Genomic DNA, 21,233 nt, shown 5'->3' with positions numbered 1-21,233 from the left:
AGAGTAGTTAAATAGTTAATAAGGGAATAGTGAATAGCCCTTATTAACTACTCCATATTAACCAATTCCCGCCATTTACTAACTACTTAACTACTTCGCCACTTAACTACTTAACCTTGCGCTAAAATAACTTAGCAGGATAAACTCCTTTTTCAACGAGCGTAGAAATACATTTTTGAACAATCGGTTTATCTTCTTTATAAGTAACACCGAACCACTCTTCAGCCGTTGGAATTACTTTAAAAGCCGCTTTGCCGGATTGGATTAGACTATCAGCTACTAAAGGAATAAAAAATTCTGCTTTCGGATTGTGCTGATTGGCTTCTACAAAATCGATAAAAAGCTTTTTCGTTTCTTCAAATACAGCCGGTGTAAAACCCCAAAAGTTCATAGATACACGTGTATCGTTGGGGATTTCAGTCTCTACACCATTTTCCTCATAAAAAACTTTCTTTTCGCCGTTAACCTCTTTGAAGTACACTTGCGTGCGTTCATTAATGGCCGTCATATTTCCTTGACTGTTCACCGCACATACACCGCGTGAAACAGTACCATGGTCTGATAAGGTTTTATCAACCTGATAGCCCATCAACGAGAATGTTTCGTCCGACACCTCCGTAGTCAAAAATTTCGCCATTTTTTCGAAAGCATCATAACCGTAAAAATCATCCGCATTAATCACACAAAAAGGTTCGTTTATCTGATTGTGGGCCTCTAAAACAGCATGTGCCGTTCCCCAAGGTTTTGCTCTTTCAATATCTTTATCAATGCCATATTTTCGAAGATCCGTGCCTTGATAAACATAGTCAGTTTCTATTTTCCCCTTTAGTTTAGGTTCAAAAATAGCTTTAAATGGTTCGGCAAACTCTTCACGGATAATAAAGCTTACCTTTCCAAATCCCGCCTTGATCGCATCATAAATCGAATAATCAATGATCGTTTCCCCATTGGGACCAAAGGCATCGATTTGTTTCATACTTCCGTAACGGCTAGCCATACCTGCTGCTAAAATCAATAAGGTGGGTTTCATTCTTTTCTTTAATTTATTATTAGTTAACGTTGTTATTTTTCTTTAGTTTTTTCTTTTTTTTCCGCCAATAAGCGATGCTATAATTGCAGTTCCGAGTTTGGTTAAAAACTTGATGCCCTCACGTCCGAGTGTCCGTGATGCGCTCTTAGCCATGGCCTCCATAGGTGTTTCTCTCGAGCTACTACCTGCCCCTTTTTTTTGTATCGGTTTTTCCTCTTCCGCTACGATTGTTTCCTTTTCATTTTCCTCCAATATATCAGCTGCACTTCGTGTGTTAACAGCCTCCTTGTATTTGCCATAAATGGCCGACTCATTTACCAGGGCATCGTAGCTAGCTTTATCCAAAGGCCCCATGACCGCTCTCGGCGGAATAAGGTGAGTCGCTACCACTTCCGTGGGGATTCCTTTGTCATTTAAGACCGTAATGATGGCCTGTCCGGTACCTAAACCGGTTAGGGTTTTGTCTATTTCGTAAAAGTCGGAATGCGGATAGGTTTTTGCTGTTTTGCGCAATGCTTCCGCATCATTCGGTGTGAACGCTCGTAAGGCATGCTGAACGCGATTTCCCAGTTGGCCCAACACGGTGTCAGGCACATCAGTAGCTGCTTGCGTGCAAAAAAATACACCTATTCCTTTTGATCGTATGAGGCGGATAATTTGCTCTATTTTACCCAAAAACGCTTTCGAAGCTCCATTGAAGAGAAGGTGTGCCTCATCAAAAAAGAAGATAAGCTTAGGTTTATCTAAGTCGCCTACTTCCGGCATCTGTTCAAACAATTGGGATAGTAAGCTTAACAGAAAAGTAGAAAATAAAAGCGGTTGACTTTGAATATCCGAAATATTCAGCAGACTGACGACCCCCTTCCCATCTACGCGTTCAAACAAATCGTTTAGGTCCAATGCAGGCTCTCCAAAAATGTGGCCAAGCCCTTGTTGCTCTATAGCCACGATTTTGCGTAAAATGGTAGTAGAGGTAGCACTGCTGATTTTTCCGTAGCTCTCCTTTATTTCGAGCGCACCATCTTCTGACGTTAAGTAATTTAATAATTTCTTTAGATCTTCCAGATCTATTACAGGGTAGGATTTGTCCGCCGCATACTTAAATAAAACGGAAAGAACGCCTGTCTGTGTATCATTCAACTCGAGAATCCGTCCCAATAAGATGGGTCCAAAATCACTGATCTTGACGCGCATCGGTGCACCAAGTTCTCCCGAAAGCGAATAAAGCGCAATAGGAAAACCTGCCGGTACAAATGGTTTACCAAGCGCTTTTCCCCGCTCTTCCAATGCCGCATTCGTTTTTCCGGGTTCATGTAAACCCGATAAATCGCCTTTTACATCGAGCATAAAAACAGGCACATTGGCATCCGATAATTGCTCAGCGATGAGCTGAAGTGTACGTGTCTTTCCGGTACCTGTCGCGCCCGCGATCAGGCCATGCCGATTCATCATCTTTAAAGCAAGATTTACCTCTGCTTGTGCTACAATGTTTCCATCCAATATCCCGGCCCCAAGATAGATAAATTCGCCCTTCGGTTGATAGGAAGCGGTTATTTTTGCAATAAACTGGTCGATATCAGCCATATTTAATAATTTAAGCCGATGCAAATTACACAATTTTTATTGCTTACAAAATTGGCAATTTCGCCTTTGCAATTATTATTCCGTTTGTTTATCGGTTACTTTTCTATTCTTGACATATTTTTCAAGCCAACAATCCATTTCCCAGAATGTATGCATAATGGATTCCTTTGCTCGATAACCATGGAACTCCTTCGGGAGCAGTACTAAACGGACCGTTCCTCCATGGCCTTTAATGGCGTTGTAAAGTCTTTCACTTTGTATAGGGAAAGTCCCGGAATTTTCGTCATCCAAGCCATGGGTCATCAATAAAGGTGTTTTTATTTTATTTGCATAGCTGAAAGGCGACATTTGGTAATACACCTCGGGAGCCTCCCAATAGGTCCTCGATTCATACTGAAAACCAAAAGGTGTAAGGGTTCTATTATACGCACCACTTCGAGCTATTCCCGCAGCAAAAAGATTGGTATGGGCTAACAGATTTGCCGTCATAAAAGCTCCATAAGAGTGCCCTCCAACAGCAATTCTGTTTCGATCGGCAATACCCATATCCACAACATAATCAATTACGGCTTGCGCATTATCTTGAATTTGCTGGATAAAGGTATCATTGGGCTCTTCCTTACCTTCACCCACAATAGGCATGTCGGTTTGATCCAAAATCGCATAGCCACGGGTTACCCAATAGACGGGCGATCGAAAAGCAAGCCGTGTAAAACGGTATGGAGAGCCTTTTACCTGTCCTGCTGCCTTTAAACTTTTAAACTCTTTAGGGTAAGCCCATATCAAAACCGGTAGCGGGCCTTGTTCCTTGGTATAACCCTTGGGTAAATACAAGGTTGCTGTTAGTTTAATGCCATCCTTACGCGGATAAGATAACTGCTGTTTACTAACTCCTTTGAGACTTGGATAAGGATCGGGAAAGGTAGTCAACGACATACCATTGCCATTTTTCAAATCTATCCGATAAATGTTCGGTGCTTGTTCTATGGACTCGCGGGAAACATATACAACGCCTTTATTATTAAAAAATAAGGGCTCTTCATAATAGGGGGCTTTAGACTTAAAGAGGGTGTCCTTTCGATCGCTTAACAAACCCCACTTCATCAAAAAGGGACGATCGCCCTCTGGGGAAGATCCGACTCCTATACTGAAAGCCATAGGCTCTGCTTCTTTTTCGAATAACAGGACAGGTCTGTCGTAAGGTCCGTCAGCATGGACGAACTGGCCTGGATCGGTATAACTGTCCTCAGACGAGCGGTCGGCAATGACTTTAACGATCTTTCCCGTTTCCGGATGGATCAGCGTCATCTTTTCTTTTCTATCTTTCCGCCACTCTTCTTTTAAAACAGCATACTGCTTATTGCCCCATTCAATCCCTTGATATCGCAAAGTGGTTGACGTCAATTTAACGGCCTCTCGATTAAAAGGTGCTTTCAAGGTAAAGACTACATCGCGGATGGCTTGTTCTTTGTTTGGGTCACCTCCATCCTGTGCTTCTACCCAGTATAAAGTGGCAGGTGCATCGGTCCGCCATCCAAACTCCCTAGCGCCACTAATGACAGCATCAAAGCCGGTTGGAAGATTTTCAGCTAAAGGAGATGTCGCCAATTTTTTCACTTCCTTTCCCCAAGCGGTATAAATAATATTTTCAAATGGGAAGGAATAAATAGGCACTAAATAAGAATACGGGCGTATCACCTTTTGAGCAAGTATATATTTACCGTTGGGAGAATAAGCTAGGTCACGATAAATTCCTGGAGCTAAGATCTTTTCCACTTCACCGTTTAGACTTACCAAGGCAGGTTGAGAAGTTAAGAAGTAATCCATAAGCGTCTCGTCGTAAGGATTCTTTAGCAGATTCTGATAAGTTCTGGATGGAGCCGCCAAGCCAATGTTCTCCTGAATAATCGGTCCACTTGGGACCAGGCTCTCCCGGGGTTGCGTACCTCTTGCATCCACAAGCAGCTGTACCAATAATTGATTACCCTCAGGAGCCCATTGTAAGGTTCGCCCATAGGCATCATTTACATATCTTTCGGATATTCTTTTGGCCTGTAACTTTTCGATATCGACGAGCCACAGCTCTACTCCTTCTTTTGTTGCATTCGTGAAAGCAAGATACTGTTCATTCGGACTCCAAGTAATATTGCCAATCTTTGCCGACTTTGGTAAACCTTCCACCAGTTTTTCATTGGTTGAATTTACTTCTTGGATCGCCATCGATGTATAAGTAGTAGATACGGCTGAAGAATTATTCAATGGATTAATACGTAAACCGGCGAGGCCAAGAATGGGCTGGGAAACATCTTCAATGGATGGATAATCAGGCACGCGTAAAAGCAATAACTTGGTACCACTCTTATTAAACCGGACAACCGGTGTATTCGGTGCGTTCAAGAGCTCTTGAATACTGGCGGGTGGGCTTTGATAACCCTTTTGCTCCTGCGCTCGGGCGGATATAGTAGCAGCAAAAATTAAGAGGCTAAGTAGTGTTTTCTTCATGTATATTATTTTAATTAAAATACTGTTAAAATGGTCGATCGTGAGCCAATTATATTAGGTGATTAAAAATAGCTGCAATATGCCAATAATTGCCCGAAATACCTAACATGAGATATAAAAAACTGAGTATTCGCCGTTAAGAACGAAGTGCCATATGTGTAAATACGTTCTTTTAATTGCAAGGACTAATGTAAGTTGAACGGGAAATCCGGGCTTGTTTATCCATCGTTCTTTGATATGGCAAAAAATCAATACTTTTACGATAAAATAATTGGAAAAAAGAATAGAACAATCATCTAAATAAGAAAAAATATAATTCATGAAAGGTATTATTTTAGCAGGAGGATCAGGTACCCGTTTACATCCCTTAACACTGGCGGTAAGCAAGCAACTGATGCCTGTGTATGACAAACCGATGATTTACTACCCCTTATCAACACTGATGCTAGCGGGTATAAATGAGATTTTGATTATATCCACGCCACACGATTTGCCCAACTTTGAAAAATTGTTAGGCGATGGCTCGCAGATTGGTTGCAAGTTTTCTTATGCCGTTCAGGCAGAACCCAATGGCTTAGCGCAAGCCTTTGTTATAGGAGAAAAATTTATCGGTGAGGATAAGGTGGCGCTGATTTTGGGAGATAATATTTTTTATGGTGATGGCTTGTCTAAGTTGTTGCAACAGAGTGTTAATCCGGAAGGCGGCGTCGTTTTCGCTTATCCCGTGTCCGATCCCGAACGTTATGGTGTTGTTGAGTTCGATGAGGACAAGAATGTGCTATCGATCGAAGAAAAGCCAAAAGAACCCAAATCAAATTATGCCGTTCCGGGTATTTATTTCTATGATAACTCGGTCGTATCGATTGCCAAGAATATCGAGCCGTCTGCAAGGGGTGAGTATGAGATCACTGACGTGAATAAAAAATATTTAGAAGCGGGTCGTTTAAAAGTAGGGGTTTTCAGTCGTGGCACGGCCTGGTTGGACACGGGTACCATTCCTTCTTTAATGCAGGCAGGTCAATTCGTGCAAGTTATTGAGGAGCGCCAGGGCTTGAAAATAGGGTGCATCGAAGAAGTAGCCTATCGTATGAAATATATTAACGCCGATCAATTACGGACCATCGCTGAACCTTTGGTAAAGAGTGGTTATGGGGAATACCTATTGCGACTAGTGGGAAGGAAGTAGTTTGTTAATGATGAGTGATGAATTTTGAGTGATGAATAAAACTAGGGTGTGCTTCGTGATTGAGCAATTAAGTGGTTAGTAAATAAAATTTAAGTAGCTAACACTGTTTAAACTCTCAACTAATATGAGTACTCAGGGTATAGCTTGAGTAAAGGCTAATAAAAAATACAAAAAGGCTGGCGGTCGATAACTGACAGCTGATTGCTATAAAAATGAAAACAGCATTAATAACAGGAATTACCGGACAGGACGGTGCATATTTAGCCGAATTTCTGCTAAAAAAGGGTTACCGTGTCCACGGTGTGAAGCGGAGAAGCTCGCTTTTTAATACAGATCGGATCGACCATCTCTATCAGGATCCCCATGAAGCGAATCCGAAATTTACTTTGCACTACGGCGACTTGACCGATTCAACGAATCTGATTCGTTTAGTGCAGGAAACCCAACCGGATGAAATTTACAACCTTGCAGCCCAAAGCCATGTAAAGGTCAGTTTTGATACCCCCGAATATACAGCCAATGCCGATGGTTTAGGTATGCTCCGCTTATTGGAAGCAGTCAGATTGTTAGGAATGACAGCGAAATGCCGTATCTACCAAGCTTCCACTTCTGAACTCTATGGGCTCGTACAAGCAGTACCTCAAAGTGAAACAACTCCGTTCTATCCCCGATCTCCTTACGCGGTAGCAAAATTGTATGCCTATTGGATAACGGTCAATTACCGTGAAGCCTATAAAATGTACGCATGTAATGGTATTCTATTTAATCATGAAAGCCCAATAAGGGGCGAAACTTTTGTGACGAGAAAGATTACCCGCGCAGTATCCAAGATTGCACTAGGGTTGCAAGACCGGTTATATTTAGGGAACCTCTCTGCGCAACGCGATTGGGGGCATGCTAAAGATTATATTGAAGCCATGTGGCTGATTCTCCAGCAGGAGCAGGCGGAGGATTATGTAATTGCGACAGGTGTTACGGCTACCGTACGTGATTTTGTGCGAATGAGTTTTGCCCATGTAGGTATCGAAATTGAATTCAGTGGAAAGGATGAGCAGGAGAAGGGTGTTATTATAGATGCAGATGAGCAAAGATTGACGGCACTGGGAATAGACCCGGCTAACATCAAATTCGGTCAAACGGTTGTTAAAGTAGACCCTACTTATTTTAGACCAACGGAAGTCGATTTACTTATCGGCGATGCCACAAAAGCGCGGACTAAACTTGGATGGAAACCAAAATACAATCTCGAAAGCTTGGTAGCTGACATGATGGAGTCTGATCTACACCTCATGCGTAAAGAGGAATACCTTAAAAAGGGCGGCTTTAAAACGATGAATTACTTTGAGTAGCGGGGTATTTTAGGTATGAGGTTTAAGGTGTACGACCTGCACAACCTTCTAAACCTTATGCCTTCACCCCCTACGCCTCTAGTGTCTTCTAACATAGTCTGCTGCATCCCCGTCCATCATACTATAAGGGAGCAAGCTAAAGCTGAAGTTGATGGGTTCTTTGGCAATTTGGTATTGCGGCAGCGTAATCGGTCCACAACTACCATTACCTAACCCTCGTTGTGCATAATCAATATGTAATATAACTTCCGGCCTTGCCTTTAACTCATAAGGATGCTTGGCCTTATGCAAATCCCTTTCGGTATAATGAGAAGCACTAAAGCCGAGTTTATTGTCTGCAACAACGATCATTCCCTGGTTATTCGTATTCGTAAGCTTTACCCACTTCGTATCTTCTCGGTTCGCCATACTTTGGGGGCGCATATAATTGCTTCCTAACTGTTCCACGGTACTTTGGTAACGACCAAAAAAGGCAGCCTGCTTACGGTCGATATAATTCTCATGCCGCCCTCGCCCCAGCCATTCAACAGTATTATGTCGCCCATTGACGGTTGCGCTAAAACCAATCCTTGCCAGGGGTAGTCCGTCTTTGTTGGGGTTGATAAAGGCCGAGACATGTATAATGCCGTTTCCGTACACGGTGTATACAAGATTGAGCGGAATTTCATACCCGGACTTGGTACTTGCGATTACCGATGCGGTAACCTGGACCGACTTACGGCTGCTTTGATTGATGTTGAAATCATTTACCTTAAACGACAGGGAGTCGTATCCCTCCTTTTCCCACGGAATGGCTTGTCCCCAATCTTTATCGCGGTCGTTATCAAGCGTAGCCCGATAGATGTTCAATTTCAAACCATTTCCGAGACCTTCGATCAGCTGGTTATTTCGATAAGCCAAGGATGAAATCATGCCATTATTGCGATTGAATCCTACATGGAACTCTTTGCCGATTAAGGTAACCTCATCTTCTTTTTGGAGTACAATAATATCAGGCAGGGTGGTCACCGTATCCAAGTAGGCAACTTGTACCGGCGCTCGGTAGGGCATTTCAAACTGTTCCGTTGCTACAACGGTCCCTTTCGGAGCCCATCGCTCATCCTTAGTTGATTTAACAGAAAGTTGCAAATGATAAGATGCCCCCGGAGCTAAGAGCGGTTGCTTGATGGGCACACGTAAGATGCTGCTATCGCCCGGTGCCAGATTCAGCGGCGGGAGTACGCCTTGCTGAACCTCCTTGCCATCCTCTGTTAGTACCCAATCCAATGTAAAATTGTTCAAGTCCAGAAAAGCATATTTATTCTTTACACGGACATTTCCTTCCACAAGATTTGCTGCCGTGAAGCTTACATATTGATACACTTTTTTCACTTCTTCCAACTTGGCCGTCGGTTTTCTATCCGGTGTCAATATACCATCCATGCAAAAGTTTCCGTCATTCGGCTTATCACCAAAGTCGCCGCCATAAGCAAAAAAGGTTTGCCCCTTCGCGGCTCCCGGTATCTGTTTGCTCAAGCCATGGTCCACCCATTCCCAAATACAGCCACCGATAAGGCGCGGATGACTTTCGATGACATCCCAATATTCTTTCAGATTACCGATAGCGTTTCCCATAGCATGGCCATACTCACACATCAAAAAAGGTTTGGTGCTAGCCGTTTGTCCGCTCTTTAATAGACTGGCGACTGAAGGGTACATGGTTGATTCAATGTCTGCCACTTCGTTGTAACTTTCAAAATGAAGCGGTCTGGTCGTATCAATCGCCAGTACCGCTTCACGAGCGGCCTTGAAGTTCTCATGGCCCCAAGACTCATTGCCTAAAGACCAAATAATGATCGAAGGATGGTTTTTATCGCGCTGTACCATCCGCCTGTGCCGATCGATGTAGGCCGGTTTCCAACTGATGCTATTTCCTAAATCTGCCTTCGCTCCATGGGTTTCCAAATCCGCTTCATCAATTACATAGAGGCCATATTCATCGCATAACTTGTACCAACGTGGGTCGTTGGGATAATGAGAAGTACGTACCGTATTGATGTTATTTTGCTTCATCAATTGGATGTCTTCCAACATACTTTCATAAGGTACGGCCTTGCCGAAAACGGGATGTGTTTCATGTCGATTCACGCCCTTTAATAAGATCGGCTTATTGTTTACATACAAGCGGCTATTCTTAATTTCAATTTTTCTAAAACCGAACTTGCTAGATAAAACTTCAGTGACCTGATCCTGTTTGTCTTTCAGGGTAAGGATTACCGTATAAAGGTAAGGCGTTTCTGCCGTCCATAACTTGGGATTTTGGATGGTGCTTTTCAATTGATAGGCAGCATCCTCTTCCTTTTTCCCAAAGAGGCTTCCAAATCCAATCTTTCGATTGATCCGTTCTTCCATTTTGGAAGAGAGTACCGCTTCCTTTCCTTCCGCGTCCAAGATCTTCACGCTTAAACTTCCGACCGCGTCGCCGCCTTTTCCGGAATTTCTTAACCAAGTGTCGGCTATAAAAGTTGCTGAAGAAAGATCATCCGATAGTATTGATTTCAGAAAAAAATCGCGTATATGTAATTTCGGGGCGGCGCTCAAGTATACATTTCGATGAATCCCGCCCAGTCGGAACATATCTTGATCCTCCAGGTAACTGCCGTCGCTCCATTTATACACTTCAACGGCAATTAAATTGCTCTGACCCGTTTGAACATATTCCGTAATATCAAAAGAAGCGCCTGTCATGCTCCCTTCACTATAGCCAATTTTTTCGCCATTAACCCATACATAGAAGGCGCTTTGCACGCCATCAAAATTCAGGAAGATCTGTTTATCAGCCCAATTAGAAGGGATTTCCACCTTACGTCTGTACGATCCCACGGGGTTGGGTTCCTTGTGTTTAGTCCATGACGTATCAACAGGTTTCATGATTTTGGGCGGTTCCACTTTAAATGGATAAGTGATGTTGGTATAGATAGGTGTGCCATATCCGTTAACCTCCCATGTGGACGGTACCCTAAGCTCCTTCCATTGACGATCATTAAAACCCTTTTTATAGAAATCTTTGGGACGCTCATTCGGGCTTTTTACCCAGTTAAATTTCCACAAGCCGTTTAAACTTTTATAGAGTGAAGAATTGGAATCGATATTAGCGATAGCCTGCTGCTCATTATCGAAGGGAATAGCCGTTGCATGACTGGGTAGTTTATTGGTTTCAAACACCTTTTCATTTTCCCAATCCCGCTGTTGTGCAGCAAGAGGCAAAGCGGTGCTTATAAGAAAGATAAGACTATATAGATAGCGATCTATTGCATTCATGTATGTTTGTTTTAGTAGCCTATTGCCCGCCTAATTGAGGAGCCTGAACCAGCGGAATCCATCAACTAACGAAAGCTAGCGAGCATCGTGATTGGCAAAGATATCATTTTACTCTACTAGAACGTAATAGTTGCCCTGAACGTATGGCTATTGTTACGCATGCGTAATTTTTGTGATCTGCACTTTTTCCGGGCAGATTTAAGTGCCTTCGTCAGCAACGGCGATATTCAGCTGCTGGAAGTCGGTAGGGCGTTGCCCCATGATGCTATAGAACGTATTACTGAAAGCCGAGATGCTATTGTAGCCTACACGATAAGCAATTTCGCTAATCGAGAGATCGTCTTTAATCAGGTGTTCCATCGCCTTAATAATTCGGGTTAATTTGAGATATTGAAAAAAAGGCATGTTCAAAATCGTCTTGAATAGTCGTGATAAGGTTCTTTCGCTAAACCCGAATGCCTTTCCTAAAACTTCCAAGGTCAGATCATCCGCGATATGTTGATGGATATAGATCAATACAGGTCGCAAACGGATGTTATCGGTGGTAGGCAATGCAATGGGCAATGGATGCAAACTGATTAACGGCAGGATATTTTTCATTGTATTCAGAAAATCATAGGCTTTGGAACCCGGAAAAATATTACCATGCCATCTTTCAGAAAACAGAAGCATTTCAAGCAGCAGGTTGTTCACAGGATAGATACCCATTTTCTTAAAAAAAGCATCATCGGTTCGCTTAGGGTCAAAGTGGATGGTACGAACTTTAACCGAAGGATATCGATGGTAAAAGCGATGTCGTACTCCTGCCGGAATCCAGGCATAATGTCTTGCCGGTAAAAAATAAGACCGATCTTCCGTATGTAAAAAGATCACACCTCCTTCCACGTAAGTGAGTTGCCCTTTATGATGACTGTGCAATTCCAGCTGATCACCATATTGGCTGTACCACAGATAGGTGCTGTCCGGGTGCTGGTCCAGCGCCGATAAATATTCGCTGATCGTTACTCTTTTCATTTGGCGTGTTTAAGCAAAAGTATGTCATTTTAGAGAAAAATAAGAAAACCAAATATCCCGACCTTTGTGGTGTCATTAAATAAATCATGAACTTTCTAAAGTATAACATACAACTGGGCCTGTGCTTGGTGATAACACTATTGTCTCCCGTATGTGGAAGAACACAGCAAATGAGGGCTGAGGCCTTGAGCCTGGAAAAGGCCTGGCAATTGGCTGACCTTAACAGCAAAAAAATCCAAATAAGTGAAATGGATGTGCAGGCAAGCGCCGCTCGTTTACAGATCGCAAAGGATGGGCGCTTACCCGAGGTGTCAATTCATGGACAATATGCATACGTGTTTAATATGCCGATTTATGAAGATGGTCTTTTCCATACCCCCAAGCAATTTCCGGTCGATCGAAAGTACTATAAGGCGGGTGCTGAAGCCTATCTCAATCTTTACAATGGCGGTAAAACCGGTCGGGAAATTATGTACGCAAAAAAAGAACAGGAGATTGTTGAGGTGGAACATCACCGGACAGCGGCAGATATTCATTTCAGCGTAGCTGTGCATTATTATGATGTTTATAGAAATCAGGCCTATCGAACACTTTTATTACACGACATTAAAGAGCGCGAAAAGCAGTTGGAGGAAATTAAACAGCTTTACGCCAATGGAACAGTCCTTAAAAGCGATGTTTTACGGGCAGAGCTACGTTTGTCCAAACAGCGCATGTTATTGATAGAAATCAATAACAGTATTAAAATCGCGGGGCAGCGACTTAATGTTTTGATAGGTAAACCTGACGACACGCCGGTGCAACTGGATGTTGACACCGGTGGCCATGCGGCATTTCAATTACAGTCTTTGCAAACATATTTAGACGAAGCCCATGCACACGCTTTCAACGGATTATTGTCCGGAAAAGCCAAGGAGCTGCGTGCCCTCAACCTGCAACAAGTGAAATCGAATACCTCCCCTAAGGTAGGTTTCTTTGCTGAATATGGTTATGGCTATCCCCAGATACAATTTTATCCTTACAGTTTAGCGTTGTACGGCTCCGGAATGGCCGGCATAAAACTTAGTATTCCCATCTCCGGCTTATACACTAACAAACACAAGGTACAAGAAGCATCTTTGGCGCTTAAACAGCAGGAAATAGCCTATGAAAATGCCCATGACGAAATAAGACAAGCGGTAGAGGAGGCCTACTTACGATGTACGGAGGCTATGAAAAAAATTGAAGTTGCTAAAGAAAATATCAAGCAGGCGGCAGAAAGTTACCGCATTATGCGTAACACCTATTTCAATCAGCTTTCGCTACTAACAGATTTTCTTGATGCAGAAACGCAATTACTGCAATCACGGTTCGAATTATCAACCGCCCAAGCAAATGCACAGGTACAATTTTACAAATTACAAAGAACGATTGGCAATTTATAATACAATGACAATACAAAAGCAATCATCATCTGATAAAATAATTACACGAATCACCACGGCAGTCGCCCTGATCCTCGTGATTGCCCTGCTCATTTGGGGTTTTCGTACGCTCGTTTCCTATTATCGTTTTGAGGAAACGAATGACGCACAAGTAGATGAGTATATTAATCCCATAACCTCTCGGGTGAATGGTTATATAAAGGAAGTTCGCTTCGAGGAAAATCAAAATGTGCACAAAGGAGATACCCTGGTTATCATCGATAATAGCGAATACGCTGCGCAACAAGAGGAGGCCGCAGCTTCCTTAATGAACGCCCGGGCACAGGTTGCCGTTTTACAAAGTAACATTCAAACGGCTAATAAAGGCGCCGCCGTAGACGAATCACATATTCGTGCCGCTAAGGCGAGATTGGTAAAACAAGAACAAGAGTATAACCGGTATCAGAAGCTTTACGAGGTCGAATCGGCCACTAAACAGCAGTTAGAAGCTGTGCAAAGCGCTTTGGAGGTTGCAAAGGCCGATTATCTTGCTGCAACCGATGCCTATGCAGCTTCTTTATCAAAAGCGAACGACATCCGGGTACAGGCCGATGTATTGCATGCCGAAATTAAGCGACGGGAAGCCGTGTTGCAACGGAGCGCTTTGAATACGGACTATACCGTTATTCGTGCCCCTTACGATGGCAAAATGGGAAGACGAAGCATCCAACCCGGACAGCTGGTGCAACCCAGCCAAACCTTAGCTTTCATTATCGATCGAAGCTCAGGCAAATGGGTTGTGGCTAATTTTAAAGAAACGCAAATCCAGCATATGCGAGTAGGCAAAGAAGTGTCTATCTCGGTAGATGCCTATCCCGATAAAATCTTTCATGGGAAAATAGAATCACTTTCCGGAGCCACAGGCTCGCGTTATTCGCTGTTACCACCGGATAACTCGACCGGTAATTTTGTGAAGATTGCACAAAGGATACCGGTGCGTATCCGCCTCGAAGGAGAAGATATTGAGCTTTTGAATGCTGGCATGAACGCCACCGTGCGCGTAGGAAAAGGAGGATGATATGGCTGATAAACAATTATTTAAAGCATGGGTGCCACGTTGGTTAATCTTCCTGACTACACTGCTGCTCTTATTGCCTACTTTATTGCTTTTTGCCATGTCAACAGCCAATGTATCCGCGGCGGTTGGCTACTATGGTATTGAGCCAGCTGACGTTCAATTCTCTTTGTTAGTTTTCTATGCCGCCATTGCGGCTTTCACACCCCTGGAAACCCGTTTCTTCAATCGGATCGCCACGAAAGAGTACTTGCTAATCTGCTTGAGTTTGCAGCTTGTTTTTGCCTATGGCGTATACCATAGTCATCACCTAGGCGTAATCCTACCCATACGGTTCTTACAGGGGATTGTGAATTGCGGTACCACCAGTATCTGCTTAAACTTACTTTTCCGACAGCTCAAATCAGACCATGCCCGAGAAATTGGCTACTCCATTTTTTATGGTTTGATCTTATGTGTGGCTCCCTTAACTTCCTTAATGGCCGCTCCGCTCATTGATCAATATGATTATAAAGTGATCTATAAAGCAATTACCTTTTGTATTATACCCGGTGCGATTATGTTATTAAGCATTATGCACAATGTGCGTCTCAGTCGTAAGACACCGCTTTATCAGCTGGACTGGGTCAGCTTTGTATTATACGCAGGAGCCTTAGTACTGCTTGCTTATGTGCTCGTATACGGACAGCAGCTGAACTGGTTTGATGACCCGATGGTTCGATATGGTGCTTTTTTAGTGCCATTCCTGCTATTGATGAATTATTGGCGACAGAAATCACTTAAACGACCCTATGTGTATGTTGAGATATTTCGTTATAAAAATATTTGGATAGGCCTTCTCTTATTAGTGATTCTCTATCTTGTACGTGGTAGCTTTAATCTAACTAGCCAATACTTTGCACAGGTTCTGGGCATGGATCCCCTTCATACCTATCGCTTTCTATTGTGGAACATGCTGGGAGTTGTCATCGGTTGTACAATATCGACCCGATTGGTTATTTTAAAGAAATCACTTCAGGCACTTTGGTGTACCGGTTTTGCGCTGTTGGCTATTTATCATGCAGTGATGGTTCATTTTTTTTCTACCGAAGCTAATCCAAGCCACTATATCTTATTGCTAATATTGCAGGGAGTTGGTGCGGGTTTATTAATGGGGCCCGTTGTGCTATTTATCATTTCCTCGGTCCCAACGGCATTAAGCAAATCGGCCTCTGCGATTGGAGTCTTTGTCCGTTTCAGTACCTTTTCATTGAGTTTAGCTTCGCTCAATTTTTATCAGTTGTACTTTGAAAAGATACATAGTAACCAGCTTGCTGAAGGGCTCAACCAAAGCAATTCCTTGCTAACACAACGACTTTCTTTATATCAGCAGGCACTGTCAGCCAGCGGGATGCCGCATGATCAGGCTGGGCGCGCAGCACATGCTTTATTGGCGAAAAGTATGCACAAGCAAGATTTTCTACGTTTCTGCATGGATTATTATCAGTTGATGGCGATTATATGTGTTATTACCATAGTACTGATACTGCTCATGCCTATTATCAATAAAACGATTATTAATGTTAAGAACAAGCAACCGGCTGCAGCGGGGTTTTAGGTGATTGTTGAGTGGTTGAGTAGGGGAGTAGTTAAGTAGAAAGAGTAAAAATAGCAGGACTTTATGTCTTATGCCCTGCTACTTGTGTCCTTAAACTACAATGGTCTTACCCAGATATTTTTGAAGCTGATCGGTTTACTTGGATCGCCGTGAGCTTGCAACATGATCGGTGCAGGGCCATGTTGCTTGTAACTTGGCCGTCCGATATATTGAGTACCGCCTATGAGCTCTACATTATTTTGTACCAGCACCCCATTAACAAATGCCGTTACTCGAGCAGGCGTTTCCACCGAGCCATCGGATTTAAAGGTAGGCGCTGTCCAAACCACATCGTAGGTTTGCCATTCACCTGGTTTTCTTGCCGGATTTGCTAGGGGAATACGTTGCTTATAAACGGAACCCAACTGTCCGTTTACATATGTTTTGTTGTTATAAGAGTCCAGGATCTGCAACTCGTAGCCTTCATCACCATTTCCTATAGCTGCTAAAAACAAACCACTATTTCCTCTCCCTTGTCCTTCTCCATCAATATCCTGTGGGATATAGTACTCGAGGTGGAGCTGATAACTTCCGAATTTTTGCTTTGTCCAAATATTACCGGCTTTTTTATTAACCGTAAATACACCGCCTGCCACGGGCCAATCGGCCGGTTGACCCGGATTCTTTTGTGATTCCCAGGCACTCAGATCCTTGCCATCAAACAATACAATGGCGTCCGAAGGAGCCTGCCCAACAGGCGTTGCTACAACATGTGGTACGGGTTCCCATACTTCGGTGTCTTCAGGTTTCATTTTTTCTTGAGCTAAGGATGACGCTGCGGTTCCCAATAATAGGGCTGCTATAAGTAATTGATTTTTAAGCATCGCTGTAAATAAGTTGTTAATTTAATTAGCTATATGTACTTAGTGTTTAAAGTACGTTTATCAAAGGTAGTTATTCGGATAGTAAGTAGCAAGGGTTAGGAGAGAATTAGTTGAGTAGCAAATTTGTTAATTAGCCAATTAGCCAATCAGACAATTAGCCAATTAGCCAATCAAGATAATGTATGATGAAGGGGTTGCGTAATTGAGAAAACATCGACAGCCTATTGCCTAAAGCCTAAAGCCTTAATGATAAAATCACAAATATCAGTGGCTACTTCTTTCTTGGTCTTGAGGGGGAAAGTTACTTGTTGGTGGTTGCGGTCTATAATGGTAATCTTGTTCCGGTCGCCCGCAAAGCCGGCTCCTTTGTCTTGCATGGAATTGAGGACAATAAAATCCAGGTTCTTTTTCTTCAATTTGCCGACGGCGTTAGCGAGCTCATTGTCGGTTTCCAGTGCAAAACCTACTAGGAGCTGATGGGTTTGCTTTCTGGCTCCCAAAGTAGCTAAAATATCAGTTGTCTTTTTTAGGGCGATCGTAAAATGCGTGTCTTTTTTCTTGATTTTCCGATCTGCGACAGTTTCGGGGGTATAGTCTGCTACGGCGGCGCTCATCACGGTAATGTCAGCTTCCGCAAATGCCAATGAACAGGCTTCTAGCATATCTTTCGCTGATACCACATCAATACGTTTGACACCATTCGGAGTAGGGAGGCTAGTAGGGCCGCTTACTAAGGTCACGTCTGCTCCCAATTGATGTAACGCTTCAGCAATGGCATAACCCATTTTACCGCTGCTGTGGTTCCCAATAAAGCGTACGGGATCAATTGCCTCGTGCGTAGGTCCGGCGCTCACTAAGGCCTTTTTCCCATTTAAAGGGCCTTTCCGTTCAGAAGCTGCGTCTGCAAGTGTTTTTTCTAAGAAACGAAGGATCTCTTCAGGCTCGGCTAAACGGCCTTCCCCCACTAATCCGCTGGCAAGCTCACCCGTTCCGGGAGGTATTAACCTATTCCCGTATTCCTGTAATTTCTTAATATTGCTTTGGGTACTTGGATGAGCCCACATATCCAGGTCCATCGCAGGGGCAAGGTAGACGGGGCATTTTGCAGATAAGTAAACTGCGCAAAGCAAATTGTCACACAAGCCATTGGCCAATTTCGCTAAGGTGTTTGCGCTTGCCGGAGCAATTAACACTAAATCGGCCCATAGGCCCAACTGCACATGGTGATTCCAGGTTCCGGTCTTCTTCTCAAAATAAGCCGTTAACACCGGCTTGTTTGATAAGGTAGAAAGGGTAAGCGGGGTAATAAACTCAACAGCATCAGGTGTCATGACTACTTGTACTTCAGCGCCGGCTTTAACCAGTAGTCTGGTTAAAGCCGCGGCTTTGTAGGCGGCAATGCTTCCACATATGCCCAGTATAATCTTTTTTCCCTTTAGCATGTTAAGCTAAATGATCAGTTGCGCTTACTTTTGTTGCTCTTTAGAAGGATTTCTAAAGTAAACCTTATCGTTTAAAAATTCGTCTACAGCTACTAAAGTAGGTTTAGGAAGACGCTCGTAATGCTTCGAAATTTCGATTTGCTCGCGGTTTTCGAATACCTCTTCCAAATTGTCATTGGATGTGGCAAATTCTGCTAATTTGCTATGAAGCTCTTCCTTCATGTTGGTGGCAATCTGATTGGCACGACGACCCATAATAACGATCGATTCGTAAATATTGCCGGTTTTTTCATCTAACTCCCGTAAATCGCGGGTTACAGTGGTGTTAGGAATGGTATGCTTCTGTATATTACTCATATCTTCTTATTGTAATGTCTGTTGAGGTAACGATCCTCTTGGTTGATTATTCAGTTCTTCTTCTTTCTCTTTTTCTTTTTTCTTTTGGCTCGGTGTTAAAGACGCAATGAGTTTTTTAACCGATTCCATATCGCGCTGCGAATTTTTCTTCAAGCTTTCTGCGTCCTTTTTGTATTTACTCTCAGGATAATTGTCGATGAATCGATTTGAGAATTCAACGGCCTCTTGATAACGTGCTTCCTGACTAGGCAGTTGGCTGTTCTTCGCATAAAGATATTGCGCTTCGATGGCTAGGTACTCCATTTCTTCAGCGTACTTAGTGTCGGGATAATCCCGTAGGGAATTTTGAAAGGCAATAACCGCGGCTTTATAATCACCAACATCCAGGTAAAGCTTGGCATTGGCATATGATTTATGCTCTAATTTATCTCGCAGATCCTGAATGAATTTAGCGGCCTCTTCCGCGCGGTCGCTCTTTGGATATAAGTTGATGAATAATTGAAGTGATTCGATCGCCTTCAACGTGTTTTCCTGATCCAACGTATATACCGGCGATTCTAAATAATAGCAGTAAGCCCCCATGAAACGGCATTCTTCCGCTCGTTGGCTCTGAGGGTATTGGTCGGTGAAATTTTTAAAGTGGAATCGAGCCGATGTATAATCTCGTAAACGATAGTTGGTGTAAGCAAAATAATACATCAACTCCTCATTTTCCGGCCTTCCCCGGTATTTATTGGATAAGTCTTCAAATAAAATAAGCGCTTTTGAGTACTTTTTGTTGTTGTACAAATTGATAGCCTCCCGGTACTTCGCTACATTATCATTACCGGTGCGTAGCTTTTCAAACTTGCTCTTACATCCGATCATCCCAATTGAAAAGAGCAGCGCCGAAGCCCAAATCATTAAACGCTTGTTTATAAACATTCTGCAAAGATAAGTTAATTAAAAATATGTAGCAAATGTTTTGCTTGACGCAAAGTAATAGCATCGTAAGGCATTTGCAAAAATTTTAACAAACATTAACCTTTTAGTTGTAAGTCCTAAGCTATAAGCTTTAAGCTTCCTGTTTTCTCTCTAAAGTTCAGGCATTCCGTAAAAGAGACTTCAAATAGGCCTGTTTCCGAGCCTCCGCCTACAACTTAGAACGTAATACTTAAAACTTACGACTCACGGACGAATTCTCAAACTTTCCGTCCTAAAATGACGAGACTCCGTTGTATGCCATCCAATACAGCGATGTCCGGAAAATTACCCCATTCCCGGAAATCTTCTTTCTCGAAAAGCCGGATGCTGGGAATATTGTGGGCGAAGATAAAGGCTAAAATGGTACTCACCTGCAAGTCGGGCGCTCTTTTGATAGCCTCCCGAAGGATCATTTTTCCATATCCTTTTTTTCGTTGGCTTTCATCTATATAAATACTGATTTCGACGGTGCCATCATAAGCCGGGCGGCCATAGAAGGATTGAAAGCTAAGCCAACCAATCGTTTCGCCGCCCGTCGTCTCTACCATCCAAAGCGGGCGCGTGAGCGGATTGTGTTGATTAAACCAAGGTAGTCGGCTCTCTACGGTCACAGCTTCCGTATCTGCCGTGACCATCCTGCTGGCCACTGTACTGTTGTATATAGATACAATGGTTGGAAGATCAACGAGTTGTGCGTCGCGGTAGACTAGTATGTCTTTTTGGATATTCATTGCCTAAAGTGAATTTATGGCAAAAGAAGATAAAATTAGCCAATTTTGGGAGTTTTTAGTTGAATTGTTGGGTAGTAGAATAGTTGAGTAGGAAAATAGTTAAGTAGTTTAGTTATTGGTTACTAGTTATTTGTTATTGGTTGTGCCTGCTGGTAGGCAAGGGTTGCCGGTTACCGGATGTGCGTGATGAAATCACACGGGACTCTAGCGCGCAGGGAACAACGGCCTCATGAAATTGAGCGTCAAAAAGATTTAGGATAGCTCTGGGTAAAAATCATGTGAAGAAGCGAAGGGTGGCCTAGCGTGCGGGAGCGGCTCCGCAGGATTGAGCTTTGGGCCTAAATCTTTAGCGAAAGTACATGCAGCCTTGACTGTTTGGTTCTTTATGGTCAAGCATAAAGAACATGAAATATGGCTTAGCGCCTATAGCTTACGGCCTTATTAGTAGCAGTACGCTCGCTTAAGCCTTATACCCTAAAGCTTATTGCTTATTACCTAAAGCCCTAAATAAAAATCCCCGAGGTAATCGCCCTCGGGGAAGTTTTTACATAGGTAGATGAATGTATTTGTGATAGGTAGATGGTTTTTTTATGCTATTCTTACATTTGCTGAACCTGAACCGCTATTACTGCGGAAATTTTCCAATTCTTTCACCAATAAATCCATTAATTGTCTGTCAATTTTCTTTGCTAAATCAGATAACTTTTGAACTTTAGCCGTATTTTTCATCGATGTTTTCATAGTATATGTGACTTATCAGTTAAACATTAAAAATTGTGAACATACAATAGCTAATATCATGCCAAATACACCTTTATTCTATTTCAAAAGAATAAT

At 42.9% G+C, this 21,233-nt stretch carries 16 protein-coding genes; 5 read left to right on the top strand and 11 right to left on the bottom strand.

Annotated elements, in window-relative coordinates:
* Positions 1-121: 121 nt before the first annotated feature.
* The 3 genes from E0E36_RS00505 to E0E36_RS00495 form a co-directional block, all read right to left on the bottom strand.
* Positions 122-1,030, bottom strand: coding sequence for a nucleotidyltransferase family protein (locus E0E36_RS00505; RefSeq protein WP_013665037.1), 909 nt, complete (start codon positions 1,028-1,030; stop codon positions 122-124).
* A 42-nt stretch (positions 1,031-1,072) separates the two neighbouring features.
* Positions 1,073-2,614, bottom strand: a complete 1,542-nt coding sequence (locus E0E36_RS00500) for a helicase HerA-like domain-containing protein (RefSeq protein ID WP_130854395.1) — start codon at positions 2,612-2,614, stop codon at positions 1,073-1,075.
* A gap of 75 nt (positions 2,615-2,689) precedes the next feature.
* The gene (locus tag E0E36_RS00495; protein ID WP_130854394.1) at positions 2,690-5,116 is read right to left on the bottom strand and encodes a S9 family peptidase; all 2,427 of its coding nucleotides are present in this window, start codon (positions 5,114-5,116) and stop codon (positions 2,690-2,692) included.
* Positions 5,117-5,435: 319 nt separating this feature from the next.
* Between E0E36_RS00495 and rfbA the strand changes: the two genes are divergently transcribed.
* Together rfbA and gmd are read left to right on the top strand one after the other, a co-directional pair.
* Positions 5,436-6,302, top strand: coding sequence for a glucose-1-phosphate thymidylyltransferase RfbA (rfbA, locus tag E0E36_RS00490; protein ID WP_130854393.1), 867 nt, complete (start codon positions 5,436-5,438; stop codon positions 6,300-6,302).
* 212 nt (positions 6,303-6,514) lie between these two features.
* A complete protein-coding gene (gene gmd, locus E0E36_RS00485; RefSeq protein WP_130854392.1) occupies positions 6,515-7,651 on the top strand; it encodes a GDP-mannose 4,6-dehydratase in 1,137 nt (378 codons plus the stop codon).
* Between the two features lie 78 nt (positions 7,652-7,729).
* Here gmd and lacZ read toward each other — a convergent pair whose 3' ends face one another.
* Entirely contained in the window at positions 7,730-10,951 is a 3,222-nt protein-coding gene (gene lacZ, locus E0E36_RS00480; RefSeq protein WP_130854391.1) for a beta-galactosidase, LacZ type, read from the bottom strand.
* Positions 10,952-11,149: 198 nt separating this feature from the next.
* Entirely contained in the window at positions 11,150-11,965 is an 816-nt protein-coding gene (locus E0E36_RS00475) for a helix-turn-helix domain-containing protein (protein WP_130854390.1), read from the bottom strand.
* 86 nt (positions 11,966-12,051) lie between these two features.
* Between E0E36_RS00475 and E0E36_RS00470 the strand changes: the two genes are divergently transcribed.
* From E0E36_RS00470 to E0E36_RS00460, 3 genes are read left to right on the top strand one after another with little or no spacing between them, the layout of a single operon-like run.
* Positions 12,052-13,389 (top strand): TolC family protein, encoded by a 1,338-nt coding sequence (locus E0E36_RS00470; protein ID WP_130854389.1) that lies wholly within the window; start codon positions 12,052-12,054, stop codon positions 13,387-13,389.
* Positions 13,390-13,393: 4 nt separating this feature from the next.
* Complete coding sequence (locus E0E36_RS00465) at positions 13,394-14,446, top strand: HlyD family secretion protein (protein ID WP_130854388.1); 1,053 nt, start codon at positions 13,394-13,396, stop codon at positions 14,444-14,446.
* A 1-nt stretch (position 14,447) separates the two neighbouring features.
* Positions 14,448-16,040: an MFS transporter gene (locus E0E36_RS00460; protein WP_130854387.1), complete on the top strand. Its 1,593-nt coding sequence runs from the start codon at positions 14,448-14,450 to the stop codon at positions 16,038-16,040.
* Positions 16,041-16,135: 95 nt separating this feature from the next.
* Here the strand turns inward: E0E36_RS00460 and E0E36_RS00455 are convergent, their stop codons facing one another.
* The 6 genes from E0E36_RS00455 to E0E36_RS27630 all read right to left on the bottom strand — a co-directional run bounded on the left by E0E36_RS00455 (position 16,136) and on the right by E0E36_RS27630 (position 21,137).
* Positions 16,136-16,903, bottom strand: coding sequence for a 3-keto-disaccharide hydrolase (locus tag E0E36_RS00455; RefSeq protein ID WP_013665047.1), 768 nt, complete (start codon positions 16,901-16,903; stop codon positions 16,136-16,138).
* 221 nt (positions 16,904-17,124) lie between these two features.
* Positions 17,125-18,345 (bottom strand): bifunctional phosphopantothenoylcysteine decarboxylase/phosphopantothenate--cysteine ligase CoaBC, encoded by a 1,221-nt coding sequence (gene coaBC / locus E0E36_RS00450; protein WP_130854386.1) that lies wholly within the window; start codon positions 18,343-18,345, stop codon positions 17,125-17,127.
* A 24-nt stretch (positions 18,346-18,369) separates the two neighbouring features.
* A complete protein-coding gene (locus E0E36_RS00445; protein ID WP_013665049.1) occupies positions 18,370-18,702 on the bottom strand; it encodes a DNA-directed RNA polymerase subunit omega in 333 nt (110 codons plus the stop codon).
* 6 nt (positions 18,703-18,708) lie between these two features.
* Positions 18,709-19,605 carry an outer membrane protein assembly factor BamD gene (locus E0E36_RS00440; protein WP_013665050.1) on the bottom strand — a complete coding sequence of 299 codons (897 nt, stop codon included), beginning with the start codon at positions 19,603-19,605 and terminating at the stop codon, positions 18,709-18,711.
* A 278-nt stretch (positions 19,606-19,883) separates the two neighbouring features.
* Positions 19,884-20,396: a GNAT family N-acetyltransferase gene (locus tag E0E36_RS00435; protein ID WP_013665051.1), complete on the bottom strand. Its 513-nt coding sequence runs from the start codon at positions 20,394-20,396 to the stop codon at positions 19,884-19,886.
* Positions 20,397-20,984: 588 nt separating this feature from the next.
* A complete protein-coding gene (locus tag E0E36_RS27630) occupies positions 20,985-21,137 on the bottom strand; it encodes a hypothetical protein (RefSeq protein ID WP_165446892.1) in 153 nt (50 codons plus the stop codon).
* Positions 21,138-21,233 lie beyond the last annotated feature (96 nt).

It is taken from the genome of Olivibacter jilunii (genome assembly GCF_900607235.1).
Classification (GTDB): domain Bacteria; phylum Bacteroidota; class Bacteroidia; order Sphingobacteriales; family Sphingobacteriaceae; genus Olivibacter; species Olivibacter oleidegradans.
The sequence above is the reverse complement of the archived record's forward strand: the minus strand, read 5'-3'. Positions and strand labels throughout refer to the sequence as shown.